This window comes from Bradyrhizobium sp. AZCC 1588 (genome assembly GCF_036924735.1).
Taxonomy (GTDB): Bacteria; Pseudomonadota; Alphaproteobacteria; order Rhizobiales; family Xanthobacteraceae; genus Bradyrhizobium.
Genome location: NZ_JAZHSC010000001.1, coordinates 1556234 through 1578024, shown reverse-complemented (window position 1 = coordinate 1578024; position 21791 = coordinate 1556234). Strand labels below are relative to the sequence as shown.

22 protein-coding genes are annotated in these 21791 nt (G+C 61.7%); 9 read left to right on the top strand and 13 right to left on the bottom strand.

The features are described from left to right. Positions 1-294 precede the first annotated feature (294 nt). Positions 295-1017, bottom strand: coding sequence for a hypothetical protein (locus V1277_RS07375; protein ID WP_334415617.1), 723 nt, complete (start codon positions 1015-1017; stop codon positions 295-297). 1337 nt (positions 1018-2354) lie between these two features. Between V1277_RS07375 and V1277_RS07370 the strand changes: the two genes are divergently transcribed. Both V1277_RS07370 and V1277_RS07365 read left to right on the top strand, forming a co-directional pair. Further along, positions 2355-2546, top strand: coding sequence for a hypothetical protein (locus V1277_RS07370; protein ID WP_249734296.1), 192 nt, complete (start codon positions 2355-2357; stop codon positions 2544-2546). A 53-nt stretch (positions 2547-2599) separates the two neighbouring features. Beyond that, complete coding sequence (locus tag V1277_RS07365) at positions 2600-3307, top strand: hypothetical protein (protein ID WP_334415616.1); 708 nt, start codon at positions 2600-2602, stop codon at positions 3305-3307. On the opposite strand, the gene V1277_RS07360 is transcribed toward V1277_RS07365, so the two are convergent. From V1277_RS07360 to V1277_RS07350, 3 genes are read right to left on the bottom strand one after another with little or no spacing between them, the layout of a single operon-like run. Next, positions 3304-4284 carry a PDR/VanB family oxidoreductase gene (locus tag V1277_RS07360; RefSeq protein ID WP_334415615.1) on the bottom strand — a complete coding sequence of 327 codons (981 nt, stop codon included), beginning with the start codon at positions 4282-4284 and terminating at the stop codon, positions 3304-3306. The two genes, V1277_RS07365 and V1277_RS07360, sit on opposite strands and share 4 nt — an antisense overlap. Positions 4285-4293: 9 nt before the next feature. After that, positions 4294-5046, bottom strand: coding sequence for a GntR family transcriptional regulator (locus tag V1277_RS07355; RefSeq protein ID WP_334415614.1), 753 nt, complete (start codon positions 5044-5046; stop codon positions 4294-4296). A gap of 4 nt (positions 5047-5050) precedes the next feature. Next, positions 5051-6100: an aromatic ring-hydroxylating dioxygenase subunit alpha gene (locus V1277_RS07350; RefSeq protein WP_334415613.1), complete on the bottom strand. Its 1050-nt coding sequence runs from the start codon at positions 6098-6100 to the stop codon at positions 5051-5053. 292 nt (positions 6101-6392) lie between these two features. Here V1277_RS07350 and V1277_RS07345 point away from each other — a divergent pair, with 292 nt between their 5' ends. After that, positions 6393-7409 carry a methyltransferase gene (locus V1277_RS07345; protein ID WP_334415612.1) on the top strand — a complete coding sequence of 339 codons (1017 nt, stop codon included), beginning with the start codon at positions 6393-6395 and terminating at the stop codon, positions 7407-7409. Positions 7410-7846: 437 nt separating this feature from the next. Here V1277_RS07345 and V1277_RS07340 read toward each other — a convergent pair whose 3' ends face one another. The 3 genes from V1277_RS07340 to V1277_RS07330 form a co-directional block, all read right to left on the bottom strand. Continuing rightward, positions 7847-9349 (bottom strand): flavin-containing monooxygenase, encoded by a 1503-nt coding sequence (locus V1277_RS07340; protein ID WP_334415611.1) that lies wholly within the window; start codon positions 9347-9349, stop codon positions 7847-7849. Between the two features lie 84 nt (positions 9350-9433). Beyond that, the gene (locus tag V1277_RS07335; protein ID WP_057850028.1) at positions 9434-10276 is read right to left on the bottom strand and encodes an AAA family ATPase; all 843 of its coding nucleotides are present in this window, start codon (positions 10274-10276) and stop codon (positions 9434-9436) included. A 97-nt stretch (positions 10277-10373) separates the two neighbouring features. After that, positions 10374-10616, bottom strand: a complete 243-nt coding sequence (locus V1277_RS07330; protein WP_300946191.1) for a GlsB/YeaQ/YmgE family stress response membrane protein — start codon at positions 10614-10616, stop codon at positions 10374-10376. Positions 10617-10757: 141 nt separating this feature from the next. Between V1277_RS07330 and V1277_RS07325 the strand changes: the two genes are divergently transcribed. The 3 genes from V1277_RS07325 (at position 10758) to sseA (ending at position 13479) form a co-directional block, all read left to right on the top strand. Beyond that, positions 10758-11933, top strand: a complete 1176-nt coding sequence (locus V1277_RS07325) for a vWA domain-containing protein (protein ID WP_028347038.1) — start codon at positions 10758-10760, stop codon at positions 11931-11933. A gap of 152 nt (positions 11934-12085) precedes the next feature. After that, complete coding sequence (locus V1277_RS07320) at positions 12086-12499, top strand: rhodanese-like domain-containing protein (RefSeq protein ID WP_334373516.1); 414 nt, start codon at positions 12086-12088, stop codon at positions 12497-12499. A gap of 125 nt (positions 12500-12624) precedes the next feature. Then, entirely contained in the window at positions 12625-13479 is an 855-nt protein-coding gene (gene sseA / locus V1277_RS07315; protein ID WP_334415610.1) for a 3-mercaptopyruvate sulfurtransferase, read from the top strand. Between the two features lie 17 nt (positions 13480-13496). Here the strand turns inward: sseA and V1277_RS07310 are convergent, their stop codons facing one another. Then, a complete protein-coding gene (locus V1277_RS07310; protein WP_334415609.1) occupies positions 13497-14321 on the bottom strand; it encodes a hypothetical protein in 825 nt (274 codons plus the stop codon). 347 nt (positions 14322-14668) lie between these two features. Here V1277_RS07310 and V1277_RS07305 point away from each other — a divergent pair, with 347 nt between their 5' ends. Both V1277_RS07305 and V1277_RS07300 read left to right on the top strand, forming a co-directional pair. Next, positions 14669-15937, top strand: a complete 1269-nt coding sequence (locus V1277_RS07305) for a L,D-transpeptidase (protein WP_334420304.1) — start codon at positions 14669-14671, stop codon at positions 15935-15937. Between the two features lie 200 nt (positions 15938-16137). After that, positions 16138-17091 carry an NAD-dependent epimerase/dehydratase family protein gene (locus tag V1277_RS07300; RefSeq protein WP_334415608.1) on the top strand — a complete coding sequence of 318 codons (954 nt, stop codon included), beginning with the start codon at positions 16138-16140 and terminating at the stop codon, positions 17089-17091. Positions 17092-17155: 64 nt separating this feature from the next. Here the strand turns inward: V1277_RS07300 and V1277_RS07295 are convergent, their stop codons facing one another. After that, positions 17156-18115: a D-2-hydroxyacid dehydrogenase family protein gene (locus tag V1277_RS07295; RefSeq protein ID WP_334415607.1), complete on the bottom strand. Its 960-nt coding sequence runs from the start codon at positions 18113-18115 to the stop codon at positions 17156-17158. A 142-nt stretch (positions 18116-18257) separates the two neighbouring features. Continuing rightward, a complete protein-coding gene (locus V1277_RS07290; protein ID WP_334373525.1) occupies positions 18258-18452 on the bottom strand; it encodes a hypothetical protein in 195 nt (64 codons plus the stop codon). 230 nt (positions 18453-18682) lie between these two features. Between V1277_RS07290 and ettA the strand changes: the two genes are divergently transcribed. Then, positions 18683-20332: an energy-dependent translational throttle protein EttA gene (gene ettA, locus V1277_RS07285; protein WP_334373527.1), complete on the top strand. Its 1650-nt coding sequence runs from the start codon at positions 18683-18685 to the stop codon at positions 20330-20332. Between the two features lie 9 nt (positions 20333-20341). On the opposite strand, the gene V1277_RS07280 is transcribed toward ettA, so the two are convergent. The 3 genes from V1277_RS07280 to V1277_RS07270 form a co-directional block, all read right to left on the bottom strand. Then, positions 20342-20767: a type II toxin-antitoxin system VapC family toxin gene (locus tag V1277_RS07280; protein ID WP_334415606.1), complete on the bottom strand. Its 426-nt coding sequence runs from the start codon at positions 20765-20767 to the stop codon at positions 20342-20344. Next, a complete protein-coding gene (locus V1277_RS07275) occupies positions 20767-21012 on the bottom strand; it encodes a type II toxin-antitoxin system Phd/YefM family antitoxin (protein WP_334415605.1) in 246 nt (81 codons plus the stop codon). Before V1277_RS07275 ends, V1277_RS07280 begins: the two co-directional genes overlap by 1 nt. Positions 21013-21197: 185 nt before the next feature. Beyond that, entirely contained in the window at positions 21198-21689 is a 492-nt protein-coding gene (locus V1277_RS07270; RefSeq protein WP_334415604.1) for a hypothetical protein, read from the bottom strand. Positions 21690-21791: the final 102 nt, after the last annotated feature.

The window sequence follows — 21791 nt, the reverse complement described above, 5'->3', positions numbered from 1 at the left end:
CGGCCAGCCTGGGACCGAGCTCAATTTCAAATTTTATCGTCAGGCAACGAACAAGGTCGTCGGCATCTCGGACGAAGCGGCGGCGTTCCTCGACGAATTTTTCTAGGGGCGTGGACTCATAGAGGCGTAGATGTCCGCTTCTGACGGAGAGGCGGAAATCTTACGATCAGTTGGAGTGTTGCCGCTCGTGACCCTTTGCAGACGTTGGGTTGACTCAATTGTCTTCGTCCACGAGCAATCTGCAGACGCAAGCAGATGGCCCACCGCCCCCTTAATATGACAGCCTTCCTTTTCTTATCTCAGGAACTTACGCAAAATCGAAGCGATTGCGACGTCAACAAACACGAGGAAACAGGGAAGCAGCGCAAACGTGAGGTTGACGTTGCGGTATGCTGGCCACCAATTGCTCGAGTAACCCAAGACGCTAAAATAGGCGAGAAATACAATTATTGCCCCCGCTGCTCCTCCAACTACAATTGTTACTGTAGATTGGTAGAGTGTCAGCATCAAATTGCGTTGGCGGATGAGCCAAGCTATCCGAGCGACATGCACTGCCAGCAAGCCGGCTAATGTCACAGTCAGCGCAAAATTTGGCTCGCTGAAAAGAAGAAGCGCCGCGCTCCAACCTAAAATTCCGATGAGGCAATCGACTATCCACATTCGAACGATTTGCGGTCGGTTTAGGAAATAGAAATCACTGAAGCTGACTGCGCGCGTCCAATAACTTCCATTCTCGACTTCATGGTTCTCTCGCAACGATAACGAGATTGCTCCGCTGTCGGCTCCACCTTCCGCGCGTATCGCTGACATCATTTCGCCCGTGGTCGCCGACCAGCGAAGATTCTTGCTCCATAGGATGATGATCGCTGCGAAAAATCCAAGGACTAACCCCATGCCGGGCACAACAACCAACGGCCGGACTTCCGTGGTAGCAAAGGGCAACATAACCAACAGAGGTGCGGCCGCTGCACAAATTGCTACAACAAAAGCATAGGGCAAGCTGTCGATAAATCTCATGCTTGAATCCCTCCTATAGCTGTCAGGAAGAGAAGTGCTATCGCGAAGAGCGTTCGAGCCCACGACCGCTTTGGCAGCCCTCGGTTGTGCTATAAGAAGTCCTAACCTTGGGTAAACACGACGCAGCAACGCCGCATTGGTCGATCTCTTCGGCTATTGGCCCATCAGCGAAGTGGCCGTGCGCCACGTTGAGGTCCCGACACGGGGGTATAACAGACTAGATTTGCTCACACTGAGCTCTTCGCATTTTGCCCCCCGGTGGACATGCCGATCCGTCCGATTGGTGTGTGCTTCCCGGTGTAGACCGGACATGGCGAAGTAAACCGCCACTTCCGCTCAACTGACAATAGCCTGAAATTTTCGAACCCAGCCGGCTCCGCTGGCGTTCGAAAATTACTAGCACGCAACAAATCCCGCACCTCGTGAACATAAAACATTGACGCGCCGAATTTTCTCTGCGTTTAGATCGTGACATTCGTCGCGGGTGAAATTGCCTGCACTCTTGAGGTCCGTAATGCGCAACGCACGCACACACATCGCAGAGACTGCCGTCCGCGTCCGGCCACTTATTCGGCTGGCCGATTGGTCGTGCATGTCCGTGATGACGTGGGGCCCGAATTTTCAGCTCGAAGCGGGGCTGATCCGCAAAGCAAGAGTGTAACTCTCGGCGCAGGGCCGCTCCCTCCGCCGAACCGGCAGGAGGGCAAGATGAACGCCCGCAACGACGTCAAAAGACCATCCAATCAGAGCTTGGGCGCGAGGCCTTTGCTGGCAACGGCTCAACGGCGATTTGCCGCGCGGGTTGATTTTCTCGTGGCTCGCTGGCTCGAGCGCTGCGCCACAAACGCCGAGGCCGCGCAACGGTTGTTAAGGACCGATCGGAAGCCCACACGTGAGTTCGGGATGGGCGTGAGCCTTGTCGTTCCATCTCCGCGTTGGGATGAGTCCCCATGACTGGGGCAGGCGGTGGGGTGGGGATAGCTTCAAGGTATGGAGAGAGGCTGCCCGCATGGCAGCCTCTCTTACTCTATTGCCGATCACCTCCGGACTTCCGAGTTTGCCCAAAGCCGAACAACGCAGGCCCGTCGTCAATATCGCCTTGGCATCGCCATCGGATGGATTGGCGCGACAATGGCGTTCGGCTATCGCACCGTCGACCCAATAGAGGTCGAGGTTCCAACATGTCTCATATCTGCCGCACTGCAGACCTATCCCTCGAACGTGTCTGATCTGCCGCACTGTCGACGTATTCCGACACTCATGTTCACGGTGGGTCTGAGGGGAACGCGCAGCAGTTTGCTGCCTTGTTTCTTCTAACCTGGAGAAAAAGTACCGTGATGAAAATTGTGATTGTGGCCGGTGCAACGCTTGCCGTGGTGACTGCCGCTGGTGCTGCCGACATTCCGCGCCGACAGCCCGTCTATCAGACGGCCCAGATCGGCAAGATGCCGATTGGCAAGACCCCAATCGGGAAGACCCCAATCGGCAAGACGCCTGTCGCGCCGCCGCGGCCCTATGCGCGGTATTGATTTAAGGTCTCGCGGAATTCTGACCGTTATCGTCGACAGTTGAAGGGCGAAGCTTGGCAAATCGGCCGAAGAGGTTGGGAATATGCTTGCTTGCGGGATTCACGCTCGCTGTCTTGCTCCAGTGCGAAATCCAATCAGCTTCGGCACGCGAGATTGACGCTCGCGCTCGCTCGGAACGTTTCACTCCCCAGAATCGGGAGGTCCACAAGCGCGCCGCCGCTGCGAACGCGCTTGTCTCCAGTGAGGCGGCGTCCGTTGAATCCAAACCGGCGCCACAGTCGACTCGAAAGCCGGGATCGGGAGCAGCAAAGGGCCCGTACTACGTTGATTTCAGAGCCAGGACGGCGGCGAGCTGGGGACACGCTTTCGTCTGGTTTGGGAAGACAAGCGAGCGAGCAGTTGAAGTCGCGGGCCTTACCCCTGCGGGAGACACCGCAGCTTATGTCCTTGGTCATTTGATGTGGGTGCCGTCCGAGACCACGGCAAGCTATGGCGATCTTGATCCGCAGTACTTGACCGCTAGTTATCGCGTTTACTTGAATGAGCCGGACGCCAAAAGGGTTTTCGCATACATCAAGAAATTGCAGGCGAGCTCACCGGTCTGGAACGCCGAAACAACCAATTGCACGGCGTTCATCGGTGACATCGCGGATTTCATGGGATTAAAAGTTCCTCACCGCTGGCAGCGCCCTGAGGAGTACGTCAACAATCTCAAGGCGATGAACAACGGGCGCCAGATAATCCGCCTGTCCGGGCGCTAGACAGCCTCGGCCCGGTACAGCGTATCGATGGTCACGACACCGATCGCGCGCGAGACGCACGGGCAGATCTTGCGGTTGTCCTGCTTCTGCTGATCGCTGAAGAACACGTCGCGATGATCGATCTCGCCCTCGATCGCCACGACATCCACGGCGCAGACGCCGCATTCGCCGCGCTGGCAGTCCGATATCACCTCAAAACCGGCGCCGTTCAGCGCATCCAGCATCGAGCTGTTCTGCGGCACGACCAGTTCGGTGTCGGTATCCTTCAGCCGCACGCGGAATTCCGCTGTCGGCTTCAACCCGCTGGAGCCGAAGGTCTCGTAGCGAAGATCGGCGGGCGCGCGGCCCAAGTCATTCCAGACACGCCGCGCAGCTTCCAGCATCCGCATCGGTCCGCAAATGACGGCGATGGCGTCGTCCGGCAGTGCGCGGAAGGTGGCTTCGAGATCGATCCGCGCGCCTTCATCGGAGGCGTAGACGTTCAGCCGGTCGCCGAGCAGCGTCGTCAGTTCGTCCAAGAAGGCCGCATCGCCGCGCGATTTCACGGCATAATGCAGCGGGGCGTCGATATTTCTGCGGCGGAGCGCGGCTGCGATGCCTGTCATCGGCGTGATGCCGATGCCGCCGGCGATCAGGCAATAATTTCGCCGGGTCCAATCGACGTCCAGCAGCGAGCTCGGGTTGCAGATTTCGATCCGCGCGCCAGCTCGCAAATTCCACATGCCGCGCGAGCCGCCGCGGCTATCTGGCGCCAGCCGCACCGCGATGCGATAAGTGCCGGCGTCGTCATTCTCCACCAGCGAATAGGAGCGCCGCGCCGGCTGTCCATCGATCAGCACGGAGACGCCGATATGGCTGCCGGCCGGGTAGGGCGTGATATGACCGCTTTCAGGACGCAGGCGGAATTCGCGGATCGTCGGCGTCACGTCGCGGATCGATTCGACGGTGCACCAGCTCCATTGCTCGGCAAAACGCATCGGCTACCTCTATTCGACTGGCGATTTCAAGAGGGCGAGCGCGGGCAGCAAATCGAGACGCGTGCGGTTTCGGATCGCGAGCCGCAGGTTGCGCGCGGCAAGCCGTGAATGCTCGCGCATCACGGCTTCGGCCCGCGCGCCCTCGCGGTTCTCGATCGCGTCGACCACGACGCGGTGATGATCCTGCCCGATCAGCAAAATCTGGTGCGCTTCCGGAAGCGCCGACTGCGCCATCACGAACGCGCTTGGTGAAGCGAAAGGCAGCGCCGAGACGCGGTCGATCTCCCGGATCAGCGGCGCGCTGGCGGACAATTCGTTCAGCAGCGCGTGAAACCGCGCGTTCATCGTCACATAGGCGGAAAAGGCTTCGACCGAAATCGGGTCCTGCCGAACCAGTTGGTCGAGATCGGCAAGGCACTCCTTGAGCGGCTCAAGGCTGCGCGCGCTGACGCCGCGCTCGGCCGCAAAGCGCGCGGCGAGGCCCTCCAGCGTGCCGCGCAGTTCGATCGAATCCAGAATGTCGCGCTCGGTGAACGCTTTCACCATGAAGCCGCCGGAGGGGATCGCTTGCAGCAGGCCTTCATCCTCCAGCCGCACCAGCGCCAGCCGCACCGGGGTCCGTGAAACGCCGGTGATGTCGACCGCCTGCAATTCGCTGATGCGCTCGCCCGGGCGCAGCCGCCCGGACAGGATCATGTCGCGCAGCGCGAGCTGCGCTCGCACGGTCTGCGACACGGAACGTTCGGCGTCGCGCTCGCTCATTTCCTCACTCCGCAGCTTGCATGGTCTGCGGTGCGCTCTCGCGCGCCACCATCCGGTCGATCACGCGCCGCGCCCACATCGCCCCCGCATCGATGTTGAGATTGTAGAACGTGCGGTCCGGATTCTCGTCCATCGCGCGCTGCTGCGCTTCGAGGATGATTTCATCTTCGTGGAAGATGTTCGACACACCTTCGCGAATTTCGGTGGTCAGTTTCTGTTCGGTGGTCCGGTAGTTGCGGACGAAAGCCCAGAAATAGTGACAGGTGGTCTCGGTCTCCGGCGTCATGGTGTTGAGCACAAAGCCGTTGACGCCCTGCGAGCGGTCGCCTTCCGGCGCGCCGGTGCCGGCGGGCGCCACGCCGACGTCGATATTGACGGTGCCGGGCGCCTGGAAATGGATGATCTGCCAGCGGTCGACCGGGCCCGGCTTCTGCAACTGCGCGGCCCAGAACGGCGGCGCGTCGATGCCCTTCATCCAGCGCGTCACGGTGACCGTCTTGTCGCCATGGGTGACGTCGAACGGGGCTTCGGCCACGTGATCATTGCCGATGCTGGAGCCATGCACGAAGGTCTCGTGGGTCAGGTCCATCAGATTGTCGACCACGAGGCGGTAGTCGCATTTGACGTGAATGGTCTTGCCGTCGCCCGCCCAGGCGGGGTCGTCATTCCAGTGCATGTCGGGCACCAGCGCCGGATCGGCCAGCGCCGGATCGCCCATCCACAGCCAGATGAAGCGATGGCGCTCGACGACGGGGTAGGAGCGCACGCAGGCGGACGGGTTGATGGTCTCCTGCGAGGGCATGTAGGTGCAGCGGCCCTGCGCATTGAATTTCAGCCCGTGATAGCCGCAAACGACGGTGTCGCCGTCGAGCCGTCCCTTCGAGAGTGGCACCAGGCGGTGCCAGCAGGCGTCCTCCAGCGCGCAGACTCGCCCGTTGGACTGGCGGTACATCACGACATGCTTGCCGCAGATCGTGCGCGGAAACAGCGCGTGCTTGATGTCGACGTCCCAGGCGGCGGCGTACCAGGCATTGAGGGGAAATGAGGACGGCATGGCTGCTCTCCTTCGTACTGAGTTCAGGCTGTATACAGATCATGCGATCCGATGGCAAATTTGCCGAATTTGACATATTATAATACCGTCAAAGTATACATAGATTTTGTGAATTGGTTCATTTCACCCGTCCCGGTTAGGCGCCACCCTTGATGCTTGCAGGCGTCGTCGGAGCGAATAGCTGCCGCCTCGCACTGGAGGTGGTCGGGCTAAAGCCGCGGCGCCAACTCAGTTTCCGAGCAGCGCTTGGCAATCCGCAGGGAGATCAACAATCACGACAACAGGAGGCGCGATGTCATCTCAAGTATCGGCCCTCAGGCTTTTCGATTTGATCCAGTCGCACCGTGTTACGGCGGTGATCTATGTCGCGGCCAAACTCGGGCTCGCCGAGTTGTTGAGCTACGAACCGCAGACGGTCGGCAAGCTCGCCAAGGCGACCGGGGCAGATGAACGAGCGCTTGGCCGCCTGCTCACCGCGCTTTCCACCCTGGGCATCTGTTCGCGTAGCGACGAAGATCGCTATGCGTTGACGGACATGGGTGCCTGCCTCGATAGCTCCGCAAAGCATTCGGTCAAGGGCTGGGCAATCCTTGAGACCGAGCTGATCTCAAAATTCTGGAGCGGAATGCTTGAATCCATCATGACCGGCAAGACCGCAGCGCAACTGCAAGGCATCGATGACAGCTTCGAGCTGATGGGCCGGACGCCGGACATTGTGGACAAGTTCAACGTGGCGATGGTGGAGCTTACCCGTCTTGTCACACCGAATGTCCTTCAGTCCTATGACTTCAGCGGGATACGCCACTTGATGGACGTAGGCGGCGGATCCGGCGAATTGCTCGGCGCCATCGCGCAGCAAAACCGGAAACTGCGCGGAACTGTTTTCGACCTTCCGAGATGTGCCGAGGCAGCGAGCAAGCATCTCAGGCAAATCGGTGTCGATGACCGCGTGGAATTTGTGGCCGGCGATTTCTTCAAGGCCGTGCCGACGATCGCTGATGCGATCATTCTCAAGAGCATCATTCACGACTGGGATGATGCGCGCAGTGTCACGATCCTGCAAAGCTGTCGCAAGGCGCTCCCCGGCGAAGGCAAGCTGCTTCTGGTGGAACGGCTGATGCCGGAGAGGCCATCCATGGCGGACGACGACAAGGAGCAGGCGTTGAGCGATCTGAACATGCTTCGCGGGCCCGGAGGGCTCGAGCGCACCGAGCGACAGTACCGCGAATTGCTCGACCAGAGCGGCTTCGATCTGGTCACGAGCTATCCGGCCGGCCGCTTCAATCTGATTGAGGCGCGTCCTGCCTGAAGACGCCGGGTGAGGGCCCTGGACCGGGCCACGAACTCGTCATGCCAAGCTTGCCGCGGTTGTTAAAAGCCCGGCCCCATGACCGTTGGAGAGTAGAGCTTCCGCGTGAGGGGAGCACGCTGCTCAGGCTCCCTCCCCCCTTGCGGGAAGGAGGGCTGGGGAGAGGGGTAAGCCCCGGGCGTGATGCTCGACGGGCGCGCAGCCACTCTCAATTACAGTCACTCGTCGGAAGAGACGCATCGAGAGAGCACGTCGTGTGGCACCCCTCTCCCTAACCTCGAGAGCGAGCTTCGCTCGCCTCGGACCCCGCAAGGGGGGAGGGAACCCTGCCGCCGATGCATCCCTCACAGCCTTCGATGCGATGGATTTCGCTGCTGTTGCGAGTCACCGCCATCATAGAGCGGTGAGGGAATGCAACGCTCACCCAGCGTCACGTCTCAGCCGTAGACGAATGCCTTGTCCTTGAGGTCGATCGCCGGAAATTCGTCCTTTTCCGCCCAGTAGTCCTGATTGTGCTGCCATTCCGGCTTGTCGCCGCGCTTGGGCAGCAGATGCATGCCGCGCATCATGTAGCCGGGATTGAAATTTTCCGGATCGATCCACGGCAACAGCGGCATGTTGTGGTCTTCGGGGCGCAACTGCGGCGTTACCTTTTTCGCGCCGGTCTCCTGCATGTGCGTGAGCAGCCGGCAGACGAAGTCGGCAACGAGATCGACGCGCAGCGTCCAACTCGCGCGGAAATAGCCGAACACCCAGACGAGGTTCGGTACGCCGGTGAACATCATGCCGCGATAGGTCACGGTATCGGCGAAGTCGAGCGGCTTGCCATCGATGGCAAACTCGATGTCGCCGGTGGCGCAGAGATTGAAGCCGGTCGCGGTGATGATGATGTCGGCCTCCAGCTCCTTGCCGGATTTCAAGAGAATGCCCTTTTCGGTGAAGCTCTCGATCTCGTCGGTGACGACGGAAGCCTTGCCGGACTTGATTCCCTGGAACAGGTCTCCATCAGGGATGAAGGCGATGCGCTGTCGCCACGGCCTATACCTCGGCGTGAAGTGGGTCGCGATGTCGTAATCCTTGCCGAGATAGGCTTCGACCGCCGACAGCAAATCCTTCTTGGCCGCTTCCGGCTCGTTGAACGTCTTGCGGGTGAAGGCGTCCTGGTCGAACAGGATTTTGCGCCGGGTGATTTCGTGAATCCAGGTCTCGTCGACCTGTAGTTTCCGCAGCTCCTCGGCGATTTCGATCGCATTGCGCCCGGTGCGAAAATACGTTGGCGAACGCTGCAGCATGGTGACATGCGCGCAGTCAGGAGCCAGCGCCGGGATCAGCGTCGCTGCGGTGGCACCCGATCCGATCACGACGACGCGCTTGTTCTTGTAGTCGAGATCTTCAGGCCATTTCTGTGGATGGACGATTCCGCCCTTGAACTTGGCCATGTCTTTCCACTCCGGCGTATAGCCCTCGGTGTGGCGATAATAGCCCTGGCACATCCAGAAGAAATTAGTGGTGAAGCGAAGCTGCTCGCCGGTGTCGGTGCGCGTGGCCTCGATGGTCCAGAGGTTTTCCTCGCTCGACCATTTCGCTGAGGTGATGGTGTGCCGATAGCGGATGTGACGGGCGAGATCGTTCTCCTCGATCACTTCGCCCATGTATTTGAGGATTTCCTTGGCACTGGCGATCGGTGCAGTCGTCCACGGCTTGAAGCGGTAGCCGAAGGTGTGCAGGTCGCTGTCGGATCGGATGCCGGGATAGCGATGAGTGGTCCAGGTACCGCCAAACGTCTTTTGCGCTTCGAGCGCCACGAACGTCGTTCCCGGGCACTGCGTGGTGAGGTGATAGGCCGCTCCCACGCCGGAGATGCCGGCGCCGGCGATCAGGACGTCGAAATGCTCGGTCGTGCGGGGTGACGTTGCGTCGATCTGGCTTTGAACGTTCATCTTCCCTGTTCTTTTTTCGTTGGTCGTGTTTACGAAATGAAAAACGCCAGAACCTCAGGTTCTGGCGTGGTCATCGTCAGCAAATTACACTTCGCGTCGGCTGAGAAACGCCAGCCGCTCGAACAGGTGCACGTCCTGCTCGTTCTTCAAGAGAGCGCCATGCAGCGGCGGGATCAGCTTGCGCGGGTCGCGCTCCCGCAGCATCTCCGGGGTGATGTCCTCGTTCAGCAAGAGCTTGAGCCAGTCGAGCAGCTCCGAGGTCGAGGGCTTCTTCTTCAGACCCGGCACTTCGCGCACCTCGAAGAAGATGCGCAAGGCTTCCTCCACCAGGCGCTTCTTGATGCCGGGGAAGTGCACGTCGACGATCCGGCCCATGGTGTCGGCGTCGGGAAACTTGATGTAGTGGAAGAAGCAGCGGCGCAGGAACGCGTCCGGCAGTTCCTTTTCGTTGTTCGAGGTGATCATCACGATCGGGCGCAGGCTTGCCTTGATGTTCTCACCGGTCTCGTAGACGAAGAACTCCATGCGATCGAGTTCGAGCAGGAGGTCGTTCGGAAACTCGATGTCGGCCTTGTCGATCTCGTCGATCAGGAGCACCGGGCGCTTGTCGTGGGTGAACGCTTCCCACAATTTGCCGCGCTTGATGTAGTTGGAGATGTCGGAAACTCTGCTGTCGCCGAGCTGGCTGTCGCGCAACCGCGACACCGCGTCGTATTCGTAAAGGCCCTGCTGCGCCTTGGTGGTCGACTTGATGTGCCAGGTCAGAAGCGGCGCGCCGAGCGCCTTGGCGACTTCTTCCGCCAGCACGGTCTTGCCGGTGCCGGGCTCGCCCTTGATCAGCAGCGGGCGCTCGAGCACGATCGAGGCGTTGACGGCGACCTTGAGGTCGTCGGTGGCGACATAGTCCTTGGTGCCGGTAAATTTCATCTATCCGTTTGCCTTGTTGTTCGTCCGTCGGCCGCTATGGCCTGAACAGTAAACGACCGCCGGTCCGGCGGTCGCGATTGAAGTCGATGCGTCTTCCTCAACGTCTGATCAGCGACAGGATCACCAGGATGATCACCGCACCGATGGTGGCGTTGACGATATCGCGGATCCAGCCTGCGCCGAGGCTGACGCCGAGCTGCGGCAACAACCAGCTTGCGAGCAGCGCGCCGATGATGCCGATCACGATATTGCCGATCAGCCCGAAGCCTGCACCGCGCACGATCAGTCCGGCAAGCCAGCCCGCAATACCGCCAATGATCAGCGCCGCTACGATTCCCATTGAATTTCCCCTGCCGGAATAAGCCTTTTATGGCTCAATTGTAATTGAAAAACCCACCCGGTCTAGGTCTGACAGCTATGCGCCGGCCTTTGACAGGCTCTGGCTCTTGACGTGTGCCGCCCGGCGGGCAATCTGTATCCCATGTTCCTGCAATTCTTCACATCGTTGCGCGACGCGCAGGTCCCGGTGACGCTGCGCGAATATCTGACGCTGATGGAGGCGCTCGACGCCGACCTTGCCGATCAGACGGTGGAGAATTTCTACTATCTCTCCCGCGCCGCGCTGGTAAAGGACGAGCGCAACCTCGACAAGTTCGACCGCGTCTTCGGCACCGTGTTCAAGGGGCTGGAAAGCCTGCTGGATGCCATGGAGAAGGCGGACATTCCCGCCGAATGGCTGAAGAAGCTCGCGGAAAAATACCTCACCGAGGAAGAGAAGAAGCAGATCGAGGCGATGGGCTGGGACAAGCTCATGGAGACGCTTCGCCAGCGCCTGAAGGAACAGCAGGGCCGCCATCAGGGCGGCAACAAGTGGATCGGCACCGCAGGCACCTCGCCGTTCGGCGCCTATGGCTACAATCCCGAAGGCGTCAGAATCGGGCAGGAAAAGAACCGCAACAACCGCGCCGTGAAGGTGTGGGACAAGCGCGAGTTCAAAGACCTCGACGGCAATGTCGAACTCGGCATCCGCAACATCAAGATCGCGCTGCGCCGTCTGCGCAAATTCGCCCGCACCGGCGCGCCCGACGAACTCGATTTGGACACCACGATCAGGGAGACCGCCAACCACGGCTATCTCGATGTGCACATGCGCCCCGAGCGCCGCAATGCGGTGAAGGTTTTGGTGTTCTTCGACATCGGCGGCTCGATGGATTCGCACATCGAGCAGGTCGAGGAGTTGTTCTCGGCCGCGAAGTCCGAGTTCAAGCACATGGAATATTTTTACTTCCACAACTGCCTCTATGAAGGCGTGTGGAAGCAGAACAAGCGTCGCTTCACCGACCGCACGCCGACATGGGACGTGCTGCATAAATATCCGCACGACTACAAGGTGGTGTTCGTCGGCGACGCCTCGATGTCACCGTACGAGATCATGGTGCCAGGCGGCTCGGTCGAGCATGTGAACGAGGAAGCCGGCGCGGTCTGGCTGGAGCGCATCACGCGCACCTATCCGCATACGGTGTGGCTCAATCCGGTGGCGCAGAAACACTGGGACTATTCGGAATCCACCACCATCATCCGCCGGCTACTTTCGGATCGCATGTATCCGATCACGATCGAAGGTCTCGAAGCCGCGATGAAGGAATTGGTGCGGTAAGACTTCATCGTCATTCCGGACGGTCCGCAGGACCGATCCGGAATCTCGAAGTGATGAAATTCGATCGAGATTCCGGGTTCGATGCTGTCGCATCGCCCCGGAATGACGGGCGGGAAGACAACGAACGTCGAGCAACAACAAAGGCGCAACAAATGCCCCAGACCATTCACCGCGGCATCAAATCCCTGATCGACGAAGCCAATGCCGAGATCGAGACTGTCAGCGCCACTGAGGCGATCAAGGCCGCGCAGGATCCGGGCGTCGTGATCGTCGATATCCGCGATCCCCGCGAGATCGAACGCGAGGGCAAGATTCCCGGCGCGTTTTCCTGCACCCGCGGCATGCTGGAATTCTGGATCGATCCGCAAAGCCCCTATGCCAAGCCGATCTTCCAGGAGGACAAGAAGTTCATCTTCCATTGCGCCGGCGGCATGCGCTCGGCGCTCGCGGCCAAGACCGCGCAGGACATGGGCCTGAAGCCGGTTGCGCATATGGGCGGCGGCTTCGCCGCCTGGCGCGACGCCGGCGGTCCGGTCGAGAAATGGGAGCCGAAGAAGAAGGGGTAAGTTCTCCGCGTCATTCCGGGATGGTCCGAAGGACCAGACCCGGAATCTCGAGATTCTCAGGGGCGCAATCGCGCCCCCTAGTTCACGCTTCGCGTGCCCCGGAATGACACCAAGGATTTTGCACTATGCCCACCAGCACTGACCCGCTCGTCACCACCGACTGGCTCGCCGCACACCTGAACGATTCCAACGTCAAAATCGTCGACGCCACGTTCAAGATGCCGGGCGTGATGCCGCTGCCGAAAGACGATTATCTCGCCGCGCATATTCCGGGCGCTGTGTTCTTTGACGTCGATGCGGTGTCCGACCATTCCAATCCGCTGCCGCACATGTTTCCTCCCGCCGAGCAATTCGGCCGCGACGTCGGCGCGCTCGGGATCGGCAATGACGACACCGTCGTGGTCTATGATTCCGGCGGCTGGGTCGCCGCACCCCGGGTGTGGTGGATGTTTCTATCGTTCGGCAAGGAGGTGCGCGTGCTCGATGGTGGCCTGAAAAAGTGGGTCGCGGAAGGCCGCAAGGTCGAGAGCGGGCAGGTGACGCCGAAGCCTTCGAAGTTCAAGGCGACGTTCGATGCGCGACGCACGCGCAGCATGCAGCAATTGGTCGAAAACCTCGCGACCCGCGCCGAGCAGGTGATCGATGCGCGCGCCAACGAGCGCTATCAGGGCAAGGTCGCCGAGCCGCGGCCGGGACTTCGCTCCGGGCACATCCCCGGCAGCCTCAGCCTGCCCTACAACAATCTGCTCGATGCCGCGACCGGGACGATGAAGCCGCTCGATGAGTTGCGCGCGGCGTTCTCAGGCGCCCGCGTGAAGCTTGACGCACCCATCGTCACGAGCTGCGGATCCGGCGTCAGCGCCGCCGTGCTGACGCTGGCGCTCTATCGTCTCGGCGTCGAGAACCCGGCGCTGTATGACGGCTCGTGGACGGAGTGGGGCGCAGGCGACGGTCCCCCGGTTGCGACCGGTCCGGCCTGATCCTCAAATTTTGGACGTTACCTCGTCGCGCTCGTCATCGGGGGCGGAAAGAACGGATTGGGTTGCTGCTGCTGCAGAGTCAGCGCTGCCTCACGTGCCAGACGCGCGCGGCGCGCCGCCGCAATTCGCCGCTTTTCCCGGGCCCGCTGTGCAGCCTGCTTCTTGATTGCGCTGCGATCCGGCTTCGCTTCCGTGGTCGTGGCTGATGTCTTTTCATCGATGAGGACGGCGGGACCGCCGAGCGTCGCGATCCGGGTCGCAGCGAGGCTGCCTTCAGGTGAAGCTGCCTCCGTCACCGGCTCGGCCGGGGACGGGGTCGCCACGGCTGAAGGTCCTGATGACTCCGGGATGGCGGCGAGCTTCAGTTCCGTATTGGTAGCGGGAGCTTCGGCTGCGAGGGCCGGAGCGGGCGGGGTCTCCGCGCTTGCCTCACGCGCGAGAGGTTCCGGCGTGGCGGCTCCCTTTGCAACTTCCCTGGCGACTTCGGCTTGCATCGGTTCTGCCAGCTTCAGCGCTGCCAGTTTCTCGGGCTCAGCCGGACTGGCGTCCGCAGTCGGCGCAGCCTGTGCTGGGGTGTCCGCGGCTGCTTCCGGAGCGGCGGCGACCGGAACATTCTCCGTGGCCTTCTCCACGACTGGCGTGTCGATGCGCAGCAGCGCCAGCGTCGGCGGCTGCTCGTCATTCCGGCGCGCGAACATCGGCTCGGGCGCCGCCCGTCGCGAGGGAAGATTGGCAAATTCCTCATGCGCGGCCCGCAACAGGGCGGCGGCGCCAAGGCCAAAAACCAGTATCGACGTCGACAGTACGATCGCGGTGAACAAGAAACGAAAGCCGGGAAGCATGGACTCGGGTTCCACCCTCCTTGATCTCTGAAGGGTTATTGCTTGCCAAGGGAACGCGGTGACCACTATGCGGGCCGGATGCGGCGGAGGGTTGGGGGGCGCGCGAATCAGGCCGATTTGAGAGTATCTCAATGCCCGGCGGCTTTTTGTTACAAAATCTGCGGTTCGACGTCGCGCACCGCCCGCCGACGGCGATTTCCGCCGTTCTGAGGCATCTTTGCCGCAGCTTGGCTGCGATCACAAATGACTGGCTTGGGCCGAATCTCGCGGATTTGTCTTGAATGCGCCGCGATCTTCCGTCATCTGCCGTTAACCGTCCGGTGGGGCTTGGGGTCTATACAAAGGCGATGATGAACAACCGCATTTTGACGATTTGTGCCGCCATTGCCGCTGGCGTGGCGGGAACTTCGCTCGCCCATGCGCAGAGCTATCCGCAGACCCCCGGCCAGGTCTATTCGACAGCTCCGGGACCGTACGTGCCCGGTGGCTATGCGGTTGACGAACGCCGTCCCGGCGAACCTGATTTCGACGCACTGGAAGACGACGAGGCGCCGAACGCGCCGAGCTCGGCCGCGTTGCCGCCGCCCGGCCCGGTGCTGTCGCCCAGCGATCCTCGCTATGGCCGCCCGGCCGCTGCCCCGGCCTATTCGGACCGTGGCGCCGCGACGCCGACGGGCCCGATCCTTTCGCCCGACGATCCGCGTTACGGCCGCCCCGCCGGTCCGCCGCCGGTGATCTATGCGGACCGTCCGCCCGGTTCGCAGCCGCAGGTCTATTCGGATCGCGGCGATAGCCGCATTCCCGGCGCCGGCATCGTCTATCCGAACGACGACCGCGCCGGCCTGCGCCCGCCGGGGGCCATCAACGCCGCACCGGCGGCCGCGCCCGCCGCCACTGGCGCGCTCCCGCAGTCGCAGCAACCCGCCGTTGGAGCTGACGGCAAGCCGGTGCAACTCGCCGCGCTGCCGCCGGAAGAGCAGCCGGAAGTGGGCCCTGCGCAGCTTCCGCCGCATCTGCGCCGCCAGGAAGTATCCTTCACGACCAAGGAGCCCGCGGGCACCATCGTCGTCGATACCGCCAACACCCACCTCTATTACGTGCTCGGTGGGGGACGTGCGATCCGCTACGGTGTCCGCGTCGGCCGCGACGGCTTCACCTGGAACGGCGTGCAGAAGATCAGCCGCAAGGCCGAGTGGCCGGACTGGCATCCGCCGACAGAGATGATCGAGCGCCAGCCCTATCTGCCGCGCTTCATGGCCGGCGGCCCCGGCAATCCGCTCGGCGCACGTGCAATGTATCTGGGTTCGACCATCTACCGCATTCACGGCACCAACCAGCCTTCGACGATCGGCAAGTTCGTCTCCTCGGGCTGCATCGGCATGCTGAACGAGGACGTCTCCGACCTGTTCGAGCGCGCCAAGGTCGGTACCCGCGTGGTGGTGATGCCCGGCGGCGCCCCGCCCGCCAATACCGCAAGCGCGTCAGCCGCTCCGCCGCCCGCCGCTGGCCCGGCTGCCGCAGCAGCCTCCCGACCGGCACAGGCCCAACTGGCGCCCGCTCCCAGTGCGCAGCCGGCGGTGGTGCCGCCGCTGCCTGCACCGGTCACGATTCGGTAAGAGCCTCAGTCACAACGACGTTTCGAAGGCGCGCCCACGGCGCGCCTTTTTTGTGGTCGATCCGCGCGCGGATGCGGCTTGGCCTTTGCGGAACAAGTCCGGATGGACAGCGGCCTTCAGCCACGTTCGCGCGCTTGAATTCACATTTCCTTCGACTACCTGCCGCCCAGAATTGTGGGGCAGCAGCAGGAGGATTCGGCATGCGGATTTTTGTTGCAGGCGCCACTGGCGCTGTGGGCCGTCCACTCGTTGCCGCGCTGATCGCGGCCGGTCATTCCGTCGTTGGCACGACGCGAACGGCGGCGAAGGCCGAGATCATCAGACGGATGGGCGCGGAACCTGTGATCGCCGATGGGCTCGACGCGCCGGCCATTCGCGCCGCAGTGCTTGCAGCGAAGCCGGATGTCATCATCAACCAGATGACCGATCTCGCCGGGGTCACGGATCTCAGGCATTTCGATCGTGCGTTCGCCAGCACCAATCGATTGCGCACGCAGGGCACCGATTTCCTGTTGGCAGCCGCACGCGAGGCCGGCGTCAAGCGCTTCATCGCCCAGAGCTTCTGCGGCTGGACCTACGAACCGATCAAGGCCGAGGCCGATCCGCTCGATCTCGATCCGCCGGAGGAACTGCGCCGCACGCTGGACGCGATTCAATATCTGGAGGACGCCGTCACCAGCTCGGCGAATCTCGAAGGGATCGTCTTGAGATATGGATCGTTCTACGGTCCCGACACCGGCATGCTCTCACGCGCGATGATCGAACAGGTGCGCCGCCGCTACGTGCCGCTGATCGGCGGCGGTGGCGGACGGTGGTCGTTCATCCACGTCGAGGATGCGGCGTCCGCTACCGTCGCTGCTATCGAGCGCGGCATATCAGGCGAAATCTACAACATCGTCGACGATGAACCGGCGCCGGTCAGCGAATGGCTGCCTGCGCTTGCCACGCTGGTCGGAGCCAGGCCACCCATTCGCGTGCCGGCTTGGCTTGGCCGGTTGTTTGCCGGCGAGCACCTCGTTTCGATGATGACCGAGGTGCGGGCAGGCTCGAACGCCAAGGCCAGGCGGGAGCTGGGCTGGCAGCCGGCACGTCCGTCGTGGCGTCAGGGATTTGCAGAGGTCGCCAGCGGCGCAACCACGCAGCACGCAGCTTGAAGGCTCTACACCTGCTACTTTGCATGGGGTTGTTTTCGATGTTTTGGTTGGGAGCGAGCCATTCTCAGGCCAGCCGCTGCTTCGGCTCGCCCTTGAACCAGGCGTCGATGCCCTCGACCATCTGCTGATAGTGGTTTCGAAAACTGTCCTCGGTGACGTAGCCGAGATGCGGCGTCAGCACCATGTTATCGAGCTTGCGGAAGGGATGGTCGACCGGTAGCGGCTCGACCGAGAACACGTCGATGCCGGCGCCTGCGATCTTGCTTTGCGTCAGCGCTTCCAGGAGCGCGCCTTCGTCGACGATCGGCCCGCGCGCGGTGTTGACGAGATAGGCGGTCGGTTTCATCCGCGCGAGGTCATCGCGCCCCACCAGCCCGCGCGTGCGCTGGCTCAGCACCACATGGATGGTGACAATGTCGGCGGTCGAGAACAGCTCTTCCTTGCTCACATAAGTGACGCCGACTTCCTTGCACTTTTCCGGCGTCAGGTTCTGGCTCCACGCGATCACGTTCATGCCGAAGGCTTGCGCCAGCTTCGATACTTTGGTGCCGAGCTTGCCGAGGCCGATCACCCCGAGCGTGCGGCCCTCGATTTCCATGCCGACATGTGCCTGCAATGGCTCGCCGGCATGCATGCGGGCGTTTTCGCGGCCGATATTGCGGGTCAGCTCCAGGATCAGACCCATGGTCAGCGGCGCCGTCGGGTCGCGGCCCCATTGGGTGCCGCACAGCACCACCTTGTGGTCCTTGGCGGCCTCCATATCGATGGCGGCATTGCGCAGGCCCGAGGTGATCAGGAGTTTTAGATTGGGCAGGCCTGCAAACATGGTGCGCGGGAACGGGGTGCGCTCGCGCATTGCACAGATGATCTCGAAATCCTTGAGCGCGGCGGCAGCGGCTTCCGCGTTCGCAAACGGCTGGTTGAACACCGTGACGTCGACGCGGTCGGTGACCTTGGACCAGTCGGCGACCTTAAGCGCCACATTGAGATAGTCGTCGAGGATTGCACAGCGCAGCCGCGTCATTTGAGAGGTCCGTTGATGGCGAGGATGACGGCGGGAAACGCCGTCGGAAAGGTCGCCATGGTTGCGCGCAATCGGTAGCGGCGCAAGCGGACTAAACGCAGGGCAGGCTCAAATGCAGGGCAGGCTCAAAAACCAGGAAATCTCAGTTCGATTGGCCGGGATGCTTGGCGCGCCAGGCCGGTCCCGGGCCGCGCATATAGTATAGCTCCGGGCGGTAGGGGTTGAACGCCTTGGCCACGAACTGGCGCCAGAAAGCGCGGAGCTCTGCCAATGGTTTTGCCAGTCCGGCGCTTGCATGAGCCGGGGCGGAAAGGGATGCCGAACCGATCGTAGCCATGACGCGGGCCCTTGTTTTCAAGACGCCTTTTTCGGCGCTGAAAACGAGTTTTCGCCTGATTTATTAAAAGATAGTTTCAATTGTCGGGATCTCGGCGGAGATGGTGACCATCCCGTATTGATCCGTGGTGAACGGATGGAAAACGCCCCGCCGCGGTTGCCCTTTGGGGGCCGCGCCGCTACATCAGCGGCAGCAAATTTCCGTAAAATCCAACGATTCCAAGGATCGCGATGGCTCGCCAATTCATCTATTTCATGCAGGGTCTGACCAAGAGCTACCCGACCCGAAAGGTGCTCGATAACATCCATCTGAGCTTCTACCCGGATGCCAAGATCGGCGTGCTCGGCGTCAACGGTTCCGGTAAGTCGACCCTGCTCAAGATTATGGCCGGTCTCGACAAGGAATACACCGGCGAGGCCTGGGTCGCCGAGGGCGCCCGCGTCGGCTACCTCGAGCAGGAGCCGCACCTCGACCCTGCGCTTACCGTCCGCGAAAACGTCATGCAGGGCGTCGCCAAGCAGAAGGCGATCCTCGATCGCTACAACGAACTGGCGATGAACTATTCGGACGAGACCGCCGATGAGATGACCAAATTGCAGGACCAGATCGAGGCCGCGAGTCTCTGGGATCTCGACAGCAAGGTCGACCAGGCGATGGACGCGCTGCGCTGCCCGCCCGACGATTCCGACGTGACAAAACTCTCCGGCGGCGAGCGCCGCCGCGTCGCGCTGTGCCGTCTGTTGCTGGACCAGCCGGAGCTGCTGCTGCTGGACGAACCGACCAACCACCTCGATGCCGAGTCGGTGTCGTGGCTGGAAGGCCACCTGCGCAACTATCCCGGCGCGATCCTGATCGTGACCCACGACCGCTACTTCCTCGACAACGTCACGGGCTGGATTCTCGAGCTCGACCGCGGCCGCGGCATTCCCTACGAGGGCAATTACTCGTCCTGGCTGGTGCAGAAGCAGAAGCGCCTCGAGCAGGAAGGCCGCGAGGACGCCGCGCACCAGAAGACGCTGGCCCGCGAGCAGGAATGGATCGCGTCCTCACCGAAGGCGCGTCAGGCCAAGTCCAAGGCGCGCTATCAGCGCTATGAGGAGTTGCTCAAGCAGGCGAGCGAGAAGCAGACGCAGACCGCGCAGATCACCATTCCCGTGGCCGAGCGCCTCGGCCAGAACGTGGTCGATTTCGAAGGGCTCGCCAAGGCGTTCGGCGACCGCGTGCTGATCGAGGATCTCACTTTCAAGCTGCCGCCGGGCGGCATTGTCGGCGTGATCGGCCCCAACGGCGCCGGCAAGACCACGCTGTTCCGCATGATCACCGGGCAGGAAGAGCCGGACAAGGGCACCATCACCGTCGGCGAGAGCGTGCATCTTGGCTATGTCGACCAGTCGCGCGACGATCTCGACGGCAAGAAGACGGTGTGGGAGGAGATTTCCGGCGGCAACGAACTGATCCTGCTCGGCAAGCGCGAGGTCAATTCGCGCGGCTATTGCTCGTCGTTCAATTTCAAGGGCGCCGACCAGCAAAAGAAGGTCGGCGCGCTGTCGGGCGGCGAGCGCAACCGCGTGCATCTGGCCAAGATGCTCAAATCAGGCGCCAACGTGCTGCTGCTCGACGAGCCGACCAACGACCTCGACGTCGATACGCTGCGCGCGCTGGAAGAGGCGCTGGAGGATTTCGCCGGCTGCGCCGTCATCATCAGCCACGATCGCTGGTTCCTCGACCGTATCGCCACCCACATCCTGTCTTTCGAAGGCGACAGCCATGTCGAATGGTTCGAGGGCAACTTCCAGGATTACGAAAAGGACAAGATGCGCCGGCTCGGCCAGGACAGCATCATTCCGCACCGCGTGAAGTACAAGAAGCTGACGCGGTGAGGGGAATCCTCAGCCGGGGATCATGACGGGCACGACGGCACGCCGTGCCGCCTCGGCCAGACGGTCGTCGAATGTTGCGAGCGTCGCGCCGCTATGGCGCGTTATCGCGAGGTGAATGGCGTCCGGCGCGCTGAGTTTTGAGGCGAAGTCACGGACAATCTGTCCGGCCAAGGCCATTTGTTCGGGTGCACACCGCACGATCTGGCCGGCGCGAGACAGCCAATCGTCAAATTTTCGAAGCGCGAGATTCGCGGTCTCGGCCGTCAGTTGGTTCATTCTGACGCGCCGGGAGACAACGGCCGCGAACTCGATAGTGCAGAAGTCGCTGACCAGAAGGATCGGCTTTGCTCGGATCAGCCAGGCGTCTGCCTTCGATGAATATGCGTCCTGCAGCAACAGTGCGACCACAACGCTGGTGTCGAGGTAATGGCTCACTAGAAATCGTCGCGCATCATTCGAATTTCGGCGACGGTATCGCCATCAAAGGATGGCAAGCTTTCACGGCATTGACGAAGCCATTCGATGTCCTCCGCGGTCACACGTCGTCCTGCTGGCGTTGCCGGGCGTAACTCAACGACCGGTTTTCCGTGCCGCGTGATGGTAACCTGCTGGCCGCCCAAGGCTTCGTCGACCAGCTTTGAGAGCTGATCTTTCGCCTGGGCGATGGAATAGCTGGACATGGTTGCCTCTCGAATATGGCCATATATGGCTATATCTCGTGCGATTGCAAGTCTCGCGAGGTTCCAAGTTGTTGTGGCAGCGCACGCCGGGCGGGACTTCGAAGGCGACAGCCTCGTCGAGTGGATCGAAGGCACTTCCAGGACCATGAGAAGAAACAAGATGCGGCGGTCCGGGCAAGACAGCATCATTCCGCATCGCGTGAAGGACAAGAAGTTGACGCGGTGAGCAGGCGGTTTCGCAAGTTACCAAACTTGTCGAGGAATGCTTGCGCGCGGGGCATTGCATCGTGAAGGAATTGCTCCGGCTCGCGTAGCCACAGCCCTTCGATCTGTCGCGAGCGTTGTTCTGAGATCAGGGCATCTGTCGGCAGATCGACGAGCGTCGCGTCCCAGCCCGGAAAGAACCGGCGGGCACGCCGAAAAGCAAACGACAGCAAGTGTGTTTCCGTGGTCAGGCCGTGGTAGTCGAACGCGTTTCTGCCATCGGTGACAAAGATGTGGTTGCCGGTGTAGCCAGTAGCCGGCTTGATCCATCGGGCATGGAAGCCGAGGTCGGAATATCTTTCGAGAAATGCGAAGGCGAGCACCTGGCAGGCACCATTCGCGAAGAAATGGCGATCGGGCCGGTGCCATCGCCGCACCGGATCGGCCTTGACGTTGATCTTCGGAAAGAACATTGCACCACGTTGCTGAGTCGGTAATTCGGCGAGACGATCTCATTTCGGAAGCTGGAGAGAGCGGGCGTCCCTTGTATTCGTCGTACCATAGCTGCCCGGCGC

What these genes read in the sequence shown, in the direction of transcription:
- V1277_RS07375 (WP_334415617.1), bottom strand. Translation starts at nt 1,017, where the DNA reads ATGAGATTTATCGACAGCTTGCCCTATGCTTTTGTTGTAGCAATTTGT.
- V1277_RS07370 (WP_249734296.1), top strand. Translation starts at nt 2,355, where the DNA reads ATGAAAATTGTGATTGTGGCCGGTGCAACGCTTGCCGTGGTGACTGCC.
- V1277_RS07360 (WP_334415615.1), bottom strand. Translation starts at nt 4,284, where the DNA reads ATGCGTTTTGCCGAGCAATGGAGCTGGTGCACCGTCGAATCGATCCGC.
- V1277_RS07355 (WP_334415614.1), bottom strand. Translation starts at nt 5,046, where the DNA reads ATGAGCGAGCGCGACGCCGAACGTTCCGTGTCGCAGACCGTGCGAGCG.
- V1277_RS07350 (WP_334415613.1), bottom strand. Translation starts at nt 6,100, where the DNA reads ATGCCGTCCTCATTTCCCCTCAATGCCTGGTACGCCGCCGCCTGGGAC.
- V1277_RS07345 (WP_334415612.1), top strand. Translation starts at nt 6,393, where the DNA reads ATGTCATCTCAAGTATCGGCCCTCAGGCTTTTCGATTTGATCCAGTCG.
- V1277_RS07340 (WP_334415611.1), bottom strand. Translation starts at nt 9,349, where the DNA reads ATGAACGTTCAAAGCCAGATCGACGCAACGTCACCCCGCACGACCGAG.
- V1277_RS07335 (WP_057850028.1), bottom strand. Translation starts at nt 10,276, where the DNA reads ATGAAATTTACCGGCACCAAGGACTATGTCGCCACCGACGACCTCAAG.
- V1277_RS07330 (WP_300946191.1), bottom strand. Translation starts at nt 10,616, where the DNA reads ATGGGAATCGTAGCGGCGCTGATCATTGGCGGTATTGCGGGCTGGCTT.
- V1277_RS07325 (WP_028347038.1), top strand. Translation starts at nt 10,758, where the DNA reads ATGTTCCTGCAATTCTTCACATCGTTGCGCGACGCGCAGGTCCCGGTG.
- V1277_RS07320 (WP_334373516.1), top strand. Translation starts at nt 12,086, where the DNA reads ATGCCCCAGACCATTCACCGCGGCATCAAATCCCTGATCGACGAAGCC.
- sseA (WP_334415610.1), top strand. Translation starts at nt 12,625, where the DNA reads ATGCCCACCAGCACTGACCCGCTCGTCACCACCGACTGGCTCGCCGCA.
- V1277_RS07310 (WP_334415609.1), bottom strand. Translation starts at nt 14,321, where the DNA reads ATGCTTCCCGGCTTTCGTTTCTTGTTCACCGCGATCGTACTGTCGACG.
- V1277_RS07305 (WP_334420304.1), top strand. Translation starts at nt 14,669, where the DNA reads ATGATGAACAACCGCATTTTGACGATTTGTGCCGCCATTGCCGCTGGC.
- V1277_RS07300 (WP_334415608.1), top strand. Translation starts at nt 16,138, where the DNA reads ATGCGGATTTTTGTTGCAGGCGCCACTGGCGCTGTGGGCCGTCCACTC.
- V1277_RS07295 (WP_334415607.1), bottom strand. Translation starts at nt 18,115, where the DNA reads ATGACGCGGCTGCGCTGTGCAATCCTCGACGACTATCTCAATGTGGCG.
- V1277_RS07290 (WP_334373525.1), bottom strand. Translation starts at nt 18,452, where the DNA reads ATGGCTACGATCGGTTCGGCATCCCTTTCCGCCCCGGCTCATGCAAGC.
- ettA (WP_334373527.1), top strand. Translation starts at nt 18,683, where the DNA reads ATGGCTCGCCAATTCATCTATTTCATGCAGGGTCTGACCAAGAGCTAC.
- V1277_RS07275 (WP_334415605.1), bottom strand. Translation starts at nt 21,012, where the DNA reads ATGTCCAGCTATTCCATCGCCCAGGCGAAAGATCAGCTCTCAAAGCTG.
- V1277_RS07270 (WP_334415604.1), bottom strand. Translation starts at nt 21,689, where the DNA reads ATGTTCTTTCCGAAGATCAACGTCAAGGCCGATCCGGTGCGGCGATGG.